Annotated in this window: 14 protein-coding genes; 6 read left to right on the forward strand and 8 right to left on the reverse strand. The window is 65.3% G+C overall.

Annotated elements, in window-relative coordinates:
• Positions 1–174 precede the first annotated feature (174 nt).
• Positions 175–2,010 carry a 2-succinyl-5-enolpyruvyl-6-hydroxy-3-cyclohexene-1-carboxylic-acid synthase gene (gene menD, locus WHH00_RS04100; RefSeq protein WP_406636775.1) on the forward strand — a complete coding sequence of 612 codons (1,836 nt, stop codon included), beginning with the start codon at positions 175–177 and terminating at the stop codon, positions 2,008–2,010.
• Here the strand turns inward: menD and WHH00_RS04105 are convergent.
• Complete coding sequence (locus tag WHH00_RS04105) at positions 2,007–2,471, reverse strand: MarR family winged helix-turn-helix transcriptional regulator (protein ID WP_406636777.1); 465 nt, start codon at positions 2,469–2,471, stop codon at positions 2,007–2,009. The two genes, menD and WHH00_RS04105, sit on opposite strands and share 4 nt — an antisense overlap.
• Before the next feature lie 118 nt (positions 2,472–2,589).
• On the opposite strand from WHH00_RS04105, the gene WHH00_RS04110 reads away from it, so the two are divergent.
• Positions 2,590–3,129: a YceI family protein gene (locus WHH00_RS04110; RefSeq protein WP_406636779.1), complete on the forward strand. Its 540-nt coding sequence runs from the start codon at positions 2,590–2,592 to the stop codon at positions 3,127–3,129.
• 60 nt (positions 3,130–3,189) lie between these two features.
• On the opposite strand, the gene WHH00_RS04115 is transcribed toward WHH00_RS04110, so the two are convergent.
• From WHH00_RS04115 to WHH00_RS04135, 5 genes are all read right to left on the reverse strand, one after another.
• Positions 3,190–4,419: an aminotransferase class I/II-fold pyridoxal phosphate-dependent enzyme gene (locus WHH00_RS04115; protein WP_406636781.1), complete on the reverse strand. Its 1,230-nt coding sequence runs from the start codon at positions 4,417–4,419 to the stop codon at positions 3,190–3,192.
• A 287-nt stretch (positions 4,420–4,706) separates the two neighbouring features.
• Positions 4,707–5,507: an amino acid ABC transporter ATP-binding protein gene (locus WHH00_RS04120; protein WP_406636783.1), complete on the reverse strand. Its 801-nt coding sequence runs from the start codon at positions 5,505–5,507 to the stop codon at positions 4,707–4,709.
• A 12-nt stretch (positions 5,508–5,519) separates the two neighbouring features.
• Positions 5,520–6,311: an amino acid ABC transporter permease gene (locus WHH00_RS04125; RefSeq protein ID WP_104184452.1), complete on the reverse strand. Its 792-nt coding sequence runs from the start codon at positions 6,309–6,311 to the stop codon at positions 5,520–5,522.
• Positions 6,312–6,461: 150 nt separating this feature from the next.
• Positions 6,462–7,262 carry an ABC transporter substrate-binding protein gene (locus tag WHH00_RS04130; RefSeq protein ID WP_231456245.1) on the reverse strand — a complete coding sequence of 267 codons (801 nt, stop codon included), beginning with the start codon at positions 7,260–7,262 and terminating at the stop codon, positions 6,462–6,464.
• 225 nt (positions 7,263–7,487) lie between these two features.
• Positions 7,488–8,891 carry an isochorismate synthase MenF gene (locus tag WHH00_RS04135; RefSeq protein WP_406636786.1) on the reverse strand — a complete coding sequence of 468 codons (1,404 nt, stop codon included), beginning with the start codon at positions 8,889–8,891 and terminating at the stop codon, positions 7,488–7,490.
• A 115-nt stretch (positions 8,892–9,006) separates the two neighbouring features.
• Here WHH00_RS04135 and WHH00_RS04140 point away from each other — a divergent pair, with 115 nt between their 5' ends.
• The 4 genes from WHH00_RS04140 to WHH00_RS04155 all read left to right on the forward strand — a co-directional run bounded on the left by WHH00_RS04140 (position 9,007) and on the right by WHH00_RS04155 (position 13,509).
• The gene (locus WHH00_RS04140) at positions 9,007–9,783 is read left to right on the forward strand and encodes a demethylmenaquinone methyltransferase (protein WP_350004479.1); all 777 of its coding nucleotides are present in this window, start codon (positions 9,007–9,009) and stop codon (positions 9,781–9,783) included.
• A gap of 3 nt (positions 9,784–9,786) precedes the next feature.
• Positions 9,787–11,118 carry a geranylgeranyl reductase family protein gene (locus WHH00_RS04145; RefSeq protein WP_406636788.1) on the forward strand — a complete coding sequence of 444 codons (1,332 nt, stop codon included), beginning with the start codon at positions 9,787–9,789 and terminating at the stop codon, positions 11,116–11,118.
• On the forward strand, positions 11,115–12,215 hold the full coding sequence (locus tag WHH00_RS04150) for a polyprenyl synthetase family protein (protein WP_406636790.1): 1,101 nt from the start codon (positions 11,115–11,117) through the stop codon (positions 12,213–12,215). Before WHH00_RS04145 ends, WHH00_RS04150 begins: the two co-directional genes overlap by 4 nt.
• A gap of 454 nt (positions 12,216–12,669) precedes the next feature.
• Complete coding sequence (locus WHH00_RS04155; protein WP_406636792.1) at positions 12,670–13,509, forward strand: type IV toxin-antitoxin system AbiEi family antitoxin domain-containing protein; 840 nt, start codon at positions 12,670–12,672, stop codon at positions 13,507–13,509.
• 129 nt (positions 13,510–13,638) lie between these two features.
• On the opposite strand, the gene WHH00_RS04160 is transcribed toward WHH00_RS04155, so the two are convergent.
• Together WHH00_RS04160 and WHH00_RS04165 are read right to left on the reverse strand one after the other, a co-directional pair.
• Positions 13,639–14,064 (reverse strand): SMI1/KNR4 family protein, encoded by a 426-nt coding sequence (locus WHH00_RS04160; RefSeq protein ID WP_231456251.1) that lies wholly within the window; start codon positions 14,062–14,064, stop codon positions 13,639–13,641.
• A gap of 62 nt (positions 14,065–14,126) precedes the next feature.
• Positions 14,127–14,780: a trimeric intracellular cation channel family protein gene (locus tag WHH00_RS04165; RefSeq protein WP_406636795.1), complete on the reverse strand. Its 654-nt coding sequence runs from the start codon at positions 14,778–14,780 to the stop codon at positions 14,127–14,129.
• Between the last annotated feature and the right edge of the window lie 49 nt (positions 14,781–14,829).

The following is a 14,829-nucleotide window of genomic DNA, read 5'->3' on the forward strand; positions in this document are numbered from 1 at the left end:
TTTTCGGCGACGCTCTATCACTTAACACCGGTTTCTCGGGCACGCTCTATCACCTTTTCGTCCGGCTTTGGGCGGCAGGTGATAGAGCGTTCCGGTTAACCCCGCATCAGGTGATAGAGCGTTCCGGTTAACCCCGCATCCGGTGATAGAGCGTTCCGTTAAAACCCACATCAAATGAGAGAGCGTCCGGGGTGGCAGACTGGTTTGGTGACTTCGCTGAACGAACCTTCCCCGGACACCACGCCTGACCCCGCTTCTGATACCGCGACTGACACCTCTTCTGAGGACGCACCTGACAGCACGCCCGGTGCCGGAACCCAGCTGAGCGCGTTGGCGGCGGCGCGGATCGCCGTCGGGGTATTGGTCGACGGCGGCGTGCAGCACGTGGTGGTCTCGCCCGGTTCGCGGTCCGCCCCCATGGCGTATGCCCTGGCCGAGGCTTCGGCCGAGGGCAGAGTGGAGCTGCTGGTCCGGATTGATGAGCGTTCGGCCGGGTTCACGGCGCTGGGCCTGGCCTTGGCCACGGGATCTCCCGCGGCCGTGCTGACAACGTCCGGGACCGCCGTGGGGAACCTGATGCCCGCGGTAATGGAGGCCAATCATGCCGCCGTTCCCCTGGTGGTGCTGTCCGCCGACCGGCCGGACGAGCTGCGCGGAACCGGCGCCAACCAGACCACCGTCCAGCCTGACCTTTTCGGCGAGCAGGTGCGCTTCGCCGTCGACGTTCCCGCGGGTGCCGACCCCGAACGCGCCATCCGGACCGGCCTGTCTGCCGCCACCGGGGCGTTTCCCGATCTCCCGCCCGGTCCTGTCCAACTCAATCTCGCCTTCCGTGATCCGCTGGTTCCGTCGCCGGGGGAGAAGCTGCCGGCTGCGGCCGAACGGCAGCGCTACCGGATCGGCACGGAGCCGCTCATCATGAACCTGCCGCCGGCTTCAGCAGAGCTGCCCGAGCGGCGTACCGTCGTGCTGGCAGGGCACGACGCCGGCCCGGTCGCCGAGGCCTTCGCCCGCGCCCATGGGCTGCCGCTGCTGGCAGAGCCCTCCTCCAACTCCCGGTTCGGGCCGAACGCCGTCGGTCCGTACCGGCTGCTCCTGGAGCACTTCGGGCCGGGGTCTGACCAACCCATCGAAAGGGTGGTCCTCTTCGGCCGGCCCACACTGTCCCGGCCGGTCGCGGCGCTTCTGGCGAGGGCCGATGTCCAGGCTGCGCTCTACCAGCCGGTTCCCGTGGCCTGGTACGAGCCTGGCAGGCGTACGGAACTGCCCCTGGAAAGCCTTGCGGACCTGGCAGATTTTGCCGGCCGGGGCCCGTCCACATGGCTGGACACCTGGCTGCTCGCGGGATCGGCCGCCCAGCACGCGCTGGACCGCATCCTGCCTGAAGAAGCGCGGGCCACCGGTCCGGCTGTCGGATCCCTGGTGTGGAAACACGCGCGGGGCCAGCTGCTGCTCGGGTCCTCCAACGGAATCCGGGACGTGGACCTCGCCGGCCTCCCGGCCCCTGAACCTGCCGCCACCGTGTACGCCAACCGCGGGCTTGCCGGAATCGACGGCACTATTTCCACCGCTACCGGCATCGCGGTCGGAGGCCGGCAGGAAACCACCGTCCTGCTGGGCGACGTCACCTTCCTGCACGACGCTGGCGGCCTGCTCCTCGGCGCCGGGGAGGAACAGCCTCCGCTGCGGATCGTTGTCCTCAACGACTTCGGCGGCGCCATCTTCGACCTGCTGGAACATGGCGCGGTGCGTGAGGCCGGAACGTACGGCGACGCCGTCGAACGCCTCTTTGGCACCCCTCACACAGTGGACACAGCGGCACTCGCCGCAGCGTACGGCGTCAGGCATTGCTCGGTAAGTACGACGGCGGCCCTCGCCGAGGCGCTCAAGCAGCCGATCGAGGGCCGCAGCATCCTGGAAGTCCGCACTGACCGGCAGGGGCTCAGGGCCCTGCACGCCAGGATCAAAGAGGCCGTCGCCGCCGCAGTCGGGGGAGTACTGGCGCGCTAAGAGGGGGAGTCCGCCTCAAGTTTCGCCATGACACGGGAGGACAGCTCGACCAGCATGCGCCGCTCCTCAGGAGTCATCACCTCAAGGAAGTTCTCCCTGACCCACTCGATGTGCCCGGGACCTGCTGCACGCAGGGCTGCCCGGCCGGCCTGCGTTATATGAACCAGAATGCCGCGGGCATCATCGTGCGCCGGTTCCCGGCTGACAAGCCCACGTTCTTCCATCCGTCGCAATTGATGCGCAAGCCGGCTGCGGTCCCAGCCGGCACTGTGGCCGAGGTCCCGGGCCCGCATTCCGCCGGCGCCGGCCGCGGCAAGGGGAGCGAGCATCTGGTAATCGGCGCCTGATACGCCGCTTCCGGCCAACTGCCTTTCCATCCCGGCTGCCAGTTGCCGGCTGAAGAGGATGTAGGCAAACCACACTTCCTCTTCGTCCCGGGTCAGGCGGCGATACTCAGGCAACGTGCATCCTATTCCTGGAGGAACCATATAGTTGTTGACACATCAGCATAACAGGGGCAGTGTTGTTGACACATCAGCAATTTCCCGGCGCGCGGGCCAAGCCCTAAGGAACAACGCCATGACCACGCAATCAGTCACAGACCTCCCCACACTGCCGGACGCCGGCACGTACCGGGTTGACCCCCAACGCTCCAGCGTCACCTACGCCTGCCGGCACATGTTCGGCCTGGGAAGGGTCCGCGCCGACTTCACCATCTCCTCCGGGCTACTGAACGTCTCCTCAACATTGGCAGGGAGCAGCGCCAGTGCCACCATCGACGCGGCCAGTTTCAACTCCGCCAATCAGCGGCGGGACCGCGACGTCAAAGGCCGGGGCCTGCTCGATGTGGCCGCCTTTCCGACCATCGCCTTCTCGTCAACGGGGATTCACGAGGATGGAGGTGCCATACTTGCCGGGATTGTGGCCATGCACGGAGTGGAAGCTGCCGTGGAAGTGACGGTCCTGTCCTGGGAGTCCCCGGCTCCCGGCCAAATCCGCGTTACGGCGCGGGCCAACCATCTGGACCGTTATTTGTTCGGGATCACGGGTGCAAGGGGCTTCGTGGGCCGCTACTTCGACCTCGCCTTCCAGGTGGTTGCAGTACGCACCGGAAGATAAGCCCGCCGCGCTGCTCCGTGTCGATCCAGCACGGGACACCCTGCGGGTAGGTCCGTTGGCTCATGCCCCGGTCCTGTTCATGCTTTCCTTCATCGCCGCTTCGAACGCAGGCAGGCTGCGTTCGATCATGTCATCGTTGGCCGTCAGGGAGATCCGGAAGAATCCAGGCGTCTCAAACAGCACACCAGGGAAAACAAAGACATTCCGGCGGGCAAGGGACTCTGTGAACGCCTCGTCGTCCCCAACGGGGGAAGTTGCATACAGGTAGAACGTGCCCTCCGGCCGGTGGAGGTGGTAACCCATGCCGCTGAGGGCATCCACGAGCCGGTCCCGGCGCCGCTGCAGCTGGCCAACGTCGATGGTGAACTTCTCCAGTTCAGGCAGCGCATGCTGCAGCAGGGCGTTGGGATACACCCACCCCATGGCCACCTGCAGGCCGCTAATTGCGGGGCGCATCTCCTCCCGGTGGTGCATCGTGGGCGGCAGCGCGAGGTAGCCCACCCTCTGGCCGGGGGAAAGGTGGGTTTTACCGTAGGAGTACGCCAGCAGGGTGTGGGCATAAAACTCCACAGGACTGTGGAAGCGGAGGCCGTCGAACACAATCCGGTTGTAGGACTCGTCCGACACCAGGTAGATCCGCCGGCCTATCCTTGCGGAGGCAGCCTCCAGCAGCTCCGACAGCCGACGCAGCAGCTCGGGAGGATAGATCCGTCCGGTGGGGTTGTTGGGAGAATTTACGATCACAACCCGGGTCCGGTCCGTAATGCCAGCCTCAATCGCGCCGAGATCCAGATCGAACGTGGTGGTGTTGACTTTCACCTTCACCGGAACCAGGCCGGCTTCAAGGATGAGGGGCTCATACAGAAACCACGGCGGCAAACTGAAGATGACCTCATCGCCCGGATCTGCGACCGTCTTCAGCGCCAACGCGATTGCGGCGAAGCCCCCCGTGGTGAGGTAAATATCCTCAGTCCGGAACGGCACGCCCAGCAGCTGCTCAAGGGACTCCGCCGCCGCCTGCCGGGCAGCCTCGCCATTCGTCTGATAAGCGAACCACTGATCGTGCTGCGGAGTGAGGGCATCCCGCAGCGTGTTGACGTAGCGCTCGGCCGGCATTTGATGCGGGTTGCCGAACGTGAAATCACAGACTTCCGCCAACTGGCCCTTCCGGCGCACGTTCGCCGCCGTGATGTAGGCATCGACCCGCTGGAAGGAGGGGATGGACGCCAGCCGGGCAGCGCGATCCGATACTGCGGCGGTGGCCCGGGACGGGGTGGCGGAATCTGTCATGCCAGCGCTCCTCTAGCGGCCGCCGGTTGTGGCGGCAGGCGGATTTGCCAGCGCGCTGCTGAGCCAGTGGAGGCTGTAGAAGGACCCATTGTCGGCTCCATCATGCGGCGATGTAAAGGGCTCGCCGCAACGAACGTGCATCAGCCGGCGCCCCGCCGTCGTACGCGTTTTGTCTGATTTCGACGCGCTAATCACCTGCCGACGCGGACATGCCCTGGCGCTACTGCAATACCAGCAGCGCCAGGGCATATGTGGGTCGAAAACGAACCAGCGGTGCGAAGGAGGGCCTACTCCTCGATGTCGATGTGCGTCGGGTCGAGGACGCGGCGCAGGAACTCCTTGGTGCGGGGCTGCGTGGGGGAGGAGATGACATGCTCGGCCACGCCTTCCTCCACCACAACGCCGCCGTCCATGAACACAACGCGGTCGGCCACTTCACGGGCGAAGCCCATCTCGTGGGTGACCACCAGCATGGTCATGCCCTCCTTGGCGAGGTTCCGCATGACGGAGAGCACGTCGCCGACAGTCTCGGGGTCAAGCGCGGAGGTGGGCTCGTCGAAGAGCATCAGCTCCGGGTCCATGCTCAGCGCGCGGGCGATGGCCACGCGCTGCTGCTGGCCGCCGGAGAGCTGGTCCGGGAAACGGTCCGCGAGGTGCCCGAGGCCCACGCGCTCCAGGTTGTGCATGGACACCTTGTCCGCCTCGGCCTGCGAACGCTTGAGGACCTTGGTCTGGGCGATGGAGCAGTTGCGCTTGGCGTCCAGGTGCGGGAACAGGTTGAACTGCTGGAACACCATGCCCACCTTGCGGCGCATCTTGTCGATGTCCACATCCGGATCCGTGGCCTCGAAGCCGCCCACATGGATGCTGCCCTCATTGGGCTGCTCCAGCAGGTTGACGCAGCGCAGCAGGGTGGACTTGCCCGAACCGGAAGGCCCAATCAGGCACACCACTTCGCCGGGAGCCACGTCCAGGCTGATGCCCTTGAGGACCTCGTTGGAACCGTAGGACTTGCGCAGGTCCTTGATGGCTACGCCGGCCGCCTGGATGGTGCTGGTGCTGCCGGAGGAATTTACGACGTCGTTCATGGTCTTCCCTGCCTATCGATTGTTCCGCGCGGTGCGGCTTTCGAACTTCCGGGCCAGGAAGCTCAGGGGGATGGTGATCACCAGGTAGAAGGCACCGGCCACCAGAAGCGGCGTGAGGCCTGCGCCCAGGCTGGAAATGCCGTCGCGGCCGAACTTGGTGAGCTCGTACTGCGAGGCGGTGAGGCCCAGGACGTAGATCAGCGAGGAATCCTTGGTCAGCAGGATGACCTCGTTGGTCAGCGGCGGCAGAACGATCTTGAAGGCCTGCGGGATGACGATGGTGATCATGGCCCGCCACTGCGGCATGCCCAGCGAACGGGCGGCTTCCAGCTGGCCCTTCGGCACGGCCTGCAGGCCTGCGCGGAGCGTTTCGGCGATGTAGGCCGAGGCCACCATGCCCAGCGAAACCATGACGATCACTGTGATGTTCCAGGAAACGCCGAAGGCCAGCGGCACGCCGTAGCCGAAGGCGATGAACACCAGCAGCGCCGGGATCCCGCGGAAGAACTCGATGTAGCCGGAGGCGATCCAGCGGTACAGGGGGAAGCTGGAGAGCTTCATGAGGGCCAGCAGCAGGCCGCCGGAGAGGCCCACGATGAAGCCGAGGAACGTGTAGATCAGGGTATTCGTCAGCCCGGTGACGAAGATGCCCGGGAACATGGGCCCGATCTTGCCGAAGTTGAAGACGCTGTTGCCGATGGTCTCCCAGTCGGTGGCCAGGATCAGCGCGGCGATGGCCACTACAAAGATTCCGGCCTGGACATACAGGCTTACTCTGGCTCGCTGACGTGCGGTCATTGCCATGGGTTGCTCACATTCGTTGTGCGTGGCAGAGGCCCCGGACGGACTGCGGTACAGCTCGTCCGGGGCCCCGGCTGCGTAGTTCAAAGGGCCGTGGCACAGCCGGGGCGGGGAAGCCCCAGGCCTGCACGGCGACTACTTGGCGGTGGTTGGCTACTTGGCGGTCTCGCCGAACCAGGTGGTCTTGAACTTCTCCAGGGAGCCGTCATCGGTCAGGCGCTTGAGCGTGCCGTTGACCTTCTCCGCCATGGCGGTGTTGCCCTTCTTGATGGAGATGCCCAGCTGCTCGCCGGTGGCGAACTCCTCAACACTCTTGAACTTGGGCTGGTCCTTGATGGCGTAGCCCAGCACTGACTGGTTGCCCAGGGCGGCGTCGATGGTGCCGGCCTCAAGAGCCTGTACCAGGAGGCCCGTGTCCTCGAACTGCTGCGCGTCGAGGCCCTGCTCCTGGGCGTAGTCGGCGCCGGTGGTGGCCTGCTGCACGCCAACCTTCTTGCCCTTGGCGTCATCCAGGCCGCTGATGCCGGAGTCCTCGCTGGCCACCAGGGCCAGGTCGTCATCGAGGTACGGGGTGGAGAAGTCCATGACGGACTTGCGGGTGTCGGTGATAGAGATCGAGGAGATGCCCAGGTCGCACTGGGTCAGTGCGGTGCCGGTCTCGATTGCCTCGAAGGAGCTGTCCACGATGCTCAGTTCGGCACCGAAGTCCTTGGCGAGCTCCTTGGCGATGTCCACGTCGAAGCCGACCGTCTCGCCGTCCTTCTCGAACTCGAACGGCTCGTAGGGGATGTCCGAGCAGACCGTGAGCTTGCCGGCGTTGATGAGCTGGATGCCGCCCTCGGAGGCTGCAGGGGTGGAACTGCCGCCGCACGCCGTGAGGGTGAGGGCGCCGGCGGCGAAGACTGCTGCTGCCTTGGCGGTCATTTTGGCCGTGGCCAGGGACTTGAGCTGCATGTTTTCTTACCTTTTGTTGCGGGGAGTATGCGGTACTAAATCGGTTCATAGTGTAGCGCCGATTATGAGATGTGCATCACAGGAAACTAAGTTTCACTATTGGATAACTAAATCACAGGCGAAAGCAAGCCCGCAGGAACACAACCTGTCTCCCATCCCGGACTGGTGCCCAACTAGGTAGCAGCAGATGCTCTTTTGGCGCTTCACAACGACATCAGCTGCTACCTAGTTGGCGATGCCCAGCGACTCCAGCATCGGCCGGAACTTGGCCCAGGTCTCCGCCAGTTCCGCTTCGGGCTGCGAGCCGTCCACTATTCCGCAGCCGGCATACAACCGGACCGTGTCCGGAGACTCGATGACAGCTCCCCGCAGGGCGATGCCCCACTCGCCGTTGCCCGCCGCATCCAGCCAGCCGACGGGCCCGGCGTACGGCCCGCGGTCCAGGTGCTCCAGCTTCCGGATCAGTGCACCGGCAACCTGCGTGGGTGTTCCACAGACCGCGGCCGTAGGGTGCAGCGCGTTGATGAGTGCCAGGCAAGTGGGAACGTGGCCCTCGATCTCGGCCAGCTCGGCCTTAACGTCCGATGCCAGGTGCCACACGTTGGGCAGCTCCAGGATAAAAGGCTCGTCATGCGCATTCATCGCCTCGGAGAACGGCGCGAGCTGCGTGGTCAGCGACTGGATGGCGATCTCATGCTCGTGCCGCTGCTTTTCCGAGCCCGCCAGCACCCGGGTGGCGTAATCCATCGGGAGGCCGTCCTCACCGTGCGCGTCCCGGCGGTCCAGCGTTCCCGCCAGCACCCGGGCCTGGGCCGTGCGTCCTTCCACCTGGATCAGCATCTCAGGCGTGGCCCCCACGAGTCCGTCCACCCCGTACGTCCAGCACTCGCGGTAGCGTGCGGCGAGTTCGCGCAGCACCGTGGCCGCGTGCACCCCCGACGGGATGGTGGCCACCACGTCCCGCGCCAGCACCAGCTTCTCCAGCGCCCCGGTCCGGATCTCGGCCACGCCCGCCTCCACGGCCGCCATCCAGGCTTCTTCGCTCAGTGAGCCTGTATGCAGGGTTGCCCCGGCGGCAAGGGGGAGTGGGCGTACGACGGCGCCGCCCGCTTTGGCGGGGACGGCATCCAAGGTGCCGTCCCCGGCAGGGTCCGCTGCCGCCGTCGTACTTTCTGAAGGCTCTGCCGCCGGAACCGCAGCGCTCCGGAGCCAGCGGTCCAGTGCGGCGACTGCCGTGTCCTCGCTCAGGGGGCCGTCGTCGAACGTCAACTGTGTCAGCCAGACCTGCCCGTCCCGCACGCCCACCACGATCTCCGGCACGATCAGCCGGGACTCGTGGGCGGAAGTCTTGGAAAATGCGAAAGAGCCAAAAGCCACGGGGCCGGTGCCGGGGAGCTCAACGGAATCGGCGACGTCGGCCTCAAGGACAAGGTGCCGCCACCAGATGTCCGCCTCGAGGAACCGCTCCGGACCGGTGGCAGTGAAACGCGCTATCTCACCGAAGCCCGCCAGACCGGCTTCCCGCCGGGTCCAGCAGAGGACATCGTCCCGGACCAAAAACGCAGGAAGCCCCCCGGGGAAATCTTTTCCATCCAGGGGGACTGTCAGGGTGCGGAACGTGCTCGTCATGATGAGACAACACTACTCCCGCGTACCCGATGGCCTTCCCCGGTCCGGGGCCGAGCCGGAACGGGACAAATCGCGGCTGGTCAGCACCGCCGGGAACATTTGAGACAATGACATGGTGAACCGAGCATCCTTGGATAAGCGTCCGGACGAAGTAGCCACCATGTTTGACGATGTCGCACCGAAATACGACGTCGTCAACGATGTCCTGTCGATGGGGCAGACGCGCCGCTGGCGCAAGGTTGTGGTGGAAGCCATGGAAGTCTCCAAGGGCCAGCGCGTGCTGGACCTGGCGGCCGGCACCGGTACGTCCAGCGAGCCGTATGCCGATGCAGGCATAGACGTTGTGGCCTGCGATTTCTCCCTCGGAATGCTCAAGGTGGGCAAGCGCCGCCGCCCGGACATCAATTTTGTTGCCGGCGATGCCACCAACCTGCCGTTCGCGGACAACTCCTTTGACGCCACCACCATCTCTTTCGGCCTGCGCAACGTCAACGAGCCCAAGAAGGCGCTGCTGGAGATGCTCCGCGTCACCAAGCCCGGGGGCCGGCTGGTCATTGCCGAGTTCTCCCAGCCCGTGGTGCCGCTCTGGCGCACCATGTACACCGAATACCTCATGCGGGCGCTGCCGGCGATTGCCACCAAGGTCGCATCCAACCCCGACGCGTACGTCTACCTGGCCGAGTCCATCCGCGCGTGGCCGGACCAGGACCACCTGGCCGCCTGGCTGCAGGAATCCGGGTGGGAGAAGGTCACCTACCGCAACCTCACCGGCGGAATCGTCGCGGTGCACCGCGCGTTCAAAGCCGCAGAATCAACGCCGGACAACGCTGCAGCCGCCATCGCCGCGCACAAGGGCCCCGTGGCCAAACTGCGCCGCAACATCACCCGCTGACCTGTGAAAGTACTGATAGTCGGCGCAGGGCCGGCCGGTTCCACCGCTGCGTACTACCTTGCCAGGGCAGGCCTGGACGTCACCGTCCTGGAAAAGACGAGCTTCCCGCGCGAAAAGGTCTGCGGCGACGGCCTGACACCCCGCGCGGTCCGGGAAATCCAGAAGCTCGGCCTGCCCCACCCCGAGGGCGACGGCTGGCGGCGGAACAAGGGCCTGCGCCTGATTGCCGGCGGGCGCACCATCGAGCTGCCTTGGCCCGAGGTTTCAGACTTCCCCCAGTACGGGCTGATCCGTACCCGGCTTGGTTTCGACGAGGAGCTGGCCCGCCACGCCCAGTCCGCGGGTGCTGCCATCCTTGAGCGGCACAGCGTCACAGAGGCCATCCGTAACGACGCCGGCCGCGTCACCGGTGTCCGCGCAGCGCTCCTTGACGAGTCCGGGCGCAAGACGGGGGAGGCGCGAGAGTTCAGTGCCGACGTCGTACTCGCCGCCGACGGCAACTCCACGCGCACCGCTGTATCCCTCGGAATGCATAAACGCGACGACCGTCCCCTGGGCGTGGCCGTCCGCACCTACTTCACGTCCCCGCGGACGGACGACGACTGGATGGAAGGCTGGCTGGAGCTCCCCGGCCGCGACGGCAAACTGCTCCCCGGCTACGGCTGGGTGTTCGGCGTGGGGGACGGCACCTCCAACGTGGGCCTGGGCATCCTGAACTCGTCCAAGGAATTCGGCAAACTCGACTACAAGCAGGTCCTGCGCGAATGGACCGCCGGCATGCCCGCAGAGTGGGGCTTCACGCCGGAGAACCAGGTGGGCGAGATCCGCGGCGCCGCGCTGCCCATGGGCTTCAACCGCACGCCGCACTACTCGCCCGGGCTGCTCCTGCTGGGCGACGCCGGCGGCATGGTGTCCCCGTTCAACGGCGAGGGCATCTCCTACGCCATGGAGTCCGCCAGGTTTGCCGCGGAGTTCATCGTTGACGCCTCCTCGCGCTCGTTGGCAGTGGGCGGAACGTACGACGCCGATGCGCACTTTTCGCGGTACGCGGACTATGTGCGGGAACAGTGGGGCTCCCACTTCACCCTGGGCCGTGCGTTCGCCGCGCTGATCGGCAAGCCTGCGGTCATGAAGCTCGCACTCAGGACCGGCATGCCCATCCCGGTGCTGATGCGCTTTGTGGTGCGACTGCTCGCGAACCTGACCGACCCGGCCGCGAAGGGCTTTGAGGACCGGGTGATCCGTGTCCTGGAATCGCTGGTTCCGGCCACATCCAATACGCTGGCGGCCCCGAATCAGCGGTATCCGCAACAAAAAGTTAGGGTTAACCCGTGACCAACCCCGCAGACCACAGCTGGACGCACGCCGGACACGGCCTGCCGGACTCCGAACCCAGCCTCAATACCACCGCCATCGCAACGGGCCTGCAGCTGCCCGCGGGTTTTGCGGCCATCGCCGGAGACGCTGAGCTGGGGCCGGCCATCACCAACAACCTGGCCAAGGTGGAGAAGAAGCTCCGCGAAGCCATCGCCAACTCCGATCCGCTCGCTGACGCCACGTCGCGCCACCTGGTGGAAGCCGGTGGCAAGCGCATCCGGCCGCTGCTGACCCTGCTGTGTGCCCACCTGGGCGACGCATCGCTGCCCGCCGTGGTGCAGGCCGCCGTCGTGGTGGAACTGACACACCTTGCCACCCTTTATCACGATGACGTCATGGACTCGGCCCCGTTCCGCCGCGGTGCACCCACCGCCCACGAGGTCTGGGGCAACTCCGTGGCGGTCCTCACCGGCGACCTGATCTTCGCCCGCGCCTCGATCCTGGTGTCCGAACTCGGTTCCCGGGCGCTCGGCATCCAGGCCCGTACGTTCGAGCGGCTGTGCCTGGGCCAGCTGCACGAAACCGTGGGGCCTCGTCCGGACGAGGATCCCGTGGAGCACTACCTTTCCGTGATCGCGGACAAGACCGGTTCACTCGTAGCCGCGTCCGGGCAGCTCGGTGCCATCTTCTCGGGCGCCGATGAGGCCTATGAGGATGTGCTGGTGGAGTACGGCGAGAAGGTTGGTGTTGCTTTCCAGCTCGCCGACGACGTCATCGATGTCACGGGCATCAAGGTCAAGTCCGGCAAATCACCGGGCACGGACCTGCGCGAAGGGGTTCCCACCCTGCCCGTGCTGCTCCTGCGCCGTGCCGCTGTGGCCGGTGACCAGTCCGCCGTCGAACTTCTCCGGCTTATTGACGGCGATCTCACCTCGGACGAGGCCCTTGCGGAGGCGGTGGCCGGCCTGCGCGAGCATCCCGTTACTGCCGAATCCTGGGTGGTGGCACGCCAGTGGGCCAACGAGGCGATCGACGCCTTGGCACCGCTGCCCGAAGGCGTGGTCAAGGACTCGCTGTCCAGCTTCGCGCTGGCTGTGGTGGACCGCGCCAGCTAGACAAGTTTTCATGAAGCCCGGTTCCGTAAAGGGGCCGGGCTTCTTCTTAGCGTCGATTGCTCCGTACCTGCCCTTTTGACCCGCCAAAACGACCGGTGTGGAGCAGTCGATGGGTCGCGTTAAAACGGGATAGCCCCGGTCCGCAGCAACGATACGAGTCATACGTTGCTTTGAACCGAGGCTATCTCTCCGTTCGCATCAGACCCGCCGGAGGCGTTTAGCGGATCCGTGAACAGTCTATGACAGCTTTGTCATATTGCGCAAGTGGGTTGTTACCTGTGTTGTCACAGAGTTTTCCGCCGTGCTTTCCTGCCATCGTGGGGCACATTGAAGCCCGATCCCTGCTGAAAGGACCGAAATCGCGGCGAATCCGTGTCGAAGTGCCCCGCGACGGTTGTCCACATGGCGCTGCCTGGAACTGTCGCGTGCAGTAGAGCCGCGTCACCGTAGTGCCATGGACATTCAGACATATCTCCGCCAGCGGGGAGGTGTGGCCCGAACTGCTACACTCCACCGGGCCGGATTCCCGAGAACGTGCGTGGACAGGGCCCTCATAGCAGGCCACATCGCCCGGATCCGGCGGGGTGTCTATGCCCTGCCGCAGGACGCCGGCGTGCTGGGTTTGGCGCTGCAGCACAATGCGCTCCTGACCTGTTTGTCCGCCGCCTCCGCCTACCAGCTGTGGACTTTGGATAATGCCGGCCCGGTCCACTTGAGCCCCGGGCACAAGAAAGCAGTGCCGGGATCCATAACCCACGGCCGGATCCAACATGCTGTCCACCCCTGGTTGCCGGTGGCGGGACTGGCGGACGTACTCATCCATGCCCTGCGCTGCCTGCCCGAGCTGGAAGCCCTGGTCATGGTTCAGTGTGCAGCGCAGCGGGGAGATGTGACAGTCGGGTTCCTGCGCCGCAAACTTCCCGGAAACCGCAACGCCCGTGCCCGGTCAGTCCTGGATTACGTGATTCCCCGGGCGGACTCGGTCCTGGAGGTATTGGCCAACTACCACTTCCGAATGGCGGGCCTTTATGTTCGCAGGCATGTGGAGCTCCAGGGCGTGGGGGAGGTGGACTTCCTGATTGAGGATTGCCTTGTGGTGGAAACCGACGGGGCCACCCATTTGGAGGCAAAGCAGGTCAAAAAGGACAGGGTGCGCAACAATGCAACCGTGGTTGGCGGACGCCTCTGCCTGAGGTTTGGCTATGTTGAAGTGGTCCATCATCCCCAGCGGATGGTGGCCCAGGTGCTGGCGGTGCTTGAGCAGAGCAGGCAGGGGGCCTTCAGCGCCAGGTGAGTCCCGCCGTCGTGAGGCACATTGAGCTGCGGCAGCGGTATTGCAGGCCCGGATGACGGCGTGTCCGTGTCAAAGTGCCCCAGGAGCGCCGGGCAGCAACTCCAAACCGATTGCGAAAGCCGGAAGGCCTTAGTTGTCGTCGTCCTCGAAGGCCCACTCGAACATGTCGAACACGAACTCCGAGAAGGTGCCTTCCTCGGATTTCCACTGGCCGCGGGCGTTGTTGCGGCGGTACACGATGGGGTCCGGGACACTGAGGTCGCCCACCCGGAAGCCCCAAGTATATTCCTCTTCTTCGTCCTCGAGGAACATCAGGAAGCCTTCGTCGTCGACCTCGAGCTCATCGGGATCCCAGAAGTAGTGGTACGCCTCCATCAGGTCCTCGCAGCCACCGACGGCCAGGTAGAACTCGCGGAGGACCAGGGGGATCTGAAACTGGTGGTCGGCCAGGGCCTTGTCCAGCTCCTCCGGGGTGAGCCCGTCTTCTGCCTGCCATTCGTCTTCGAGATACTTCGGAACAAGCGCACGGAATTTCTCGAGGAACATGTCAGTCATGCTTCATATCCTAGCCAATCCCGGCCCCTGCAAAGTGACAGCGGAGCACCGCGGGAACAGCTTCAAACCCCGGAGTCGTTGGCCCGCCGGTGCCACCCGTGGACGGCCAGCGGCGCCTGCCAGGAGCGCCGCCATGCCAGGATGCGGAAAGTGAAAACCACGGCCGCGACGGCCGATCCCGTCAGGACGTTGAAGATGCCCAGAACCCACAGCCCGGCGGTCATCGCCGCCCCCACGAATGCCGGCAGCGCGTAGATGTCCTTGGGGTTGAAAAGTTCGGGAACCTCGTTGGCAGTGATGTCGCGCAGCAGCCCGCCGCCCACCGCCGTCGTGACCCCCAGCAGCACGGACGCCACCGGGTTCATTCCGGCGGCCAGTGCCTTCAGAGTGCCGGTCATGCAGAACAGTGCGAGGCCGGCGGCGTCGAACAGCGTCAGCAGTGACGTATAGCGCTGCACGCTGGGAAACAGGAAGTACACCAGGGCCGTGGCCAGTACAGGGGGCACGAGGTAGGCGGGGTTGGTGAAAGCGGCAGGGACAACTGCAAGGATGATGTCCCGGATGACGCCACCGCCGAGTCCCACCAGGGAGGCCAGCAGCAGGGAGCCCACAATATCGATGTGCTTCCGCGCCGCCAGCAGGGATCCCGACACCGCGAAGAAGAAGACGCCCAGCAGATCCAGCCACACCGGCGAGTTGTCAAAGGCGAATGTCATGGAGCGTCCCGGCAATTCAAAAGAGGGCGGACAGGGCGGCTCCAACGTT

Source organism: Pseudarthrobacter quantipunctorum (assembly GCF_045291495.1).
Lineage (GTDB): Bacteria > Actinomycetota > Actinomycetes > Actinomycetales > Micrococcaceae > Arthrobacter > Arthrobacter quantipunctorum.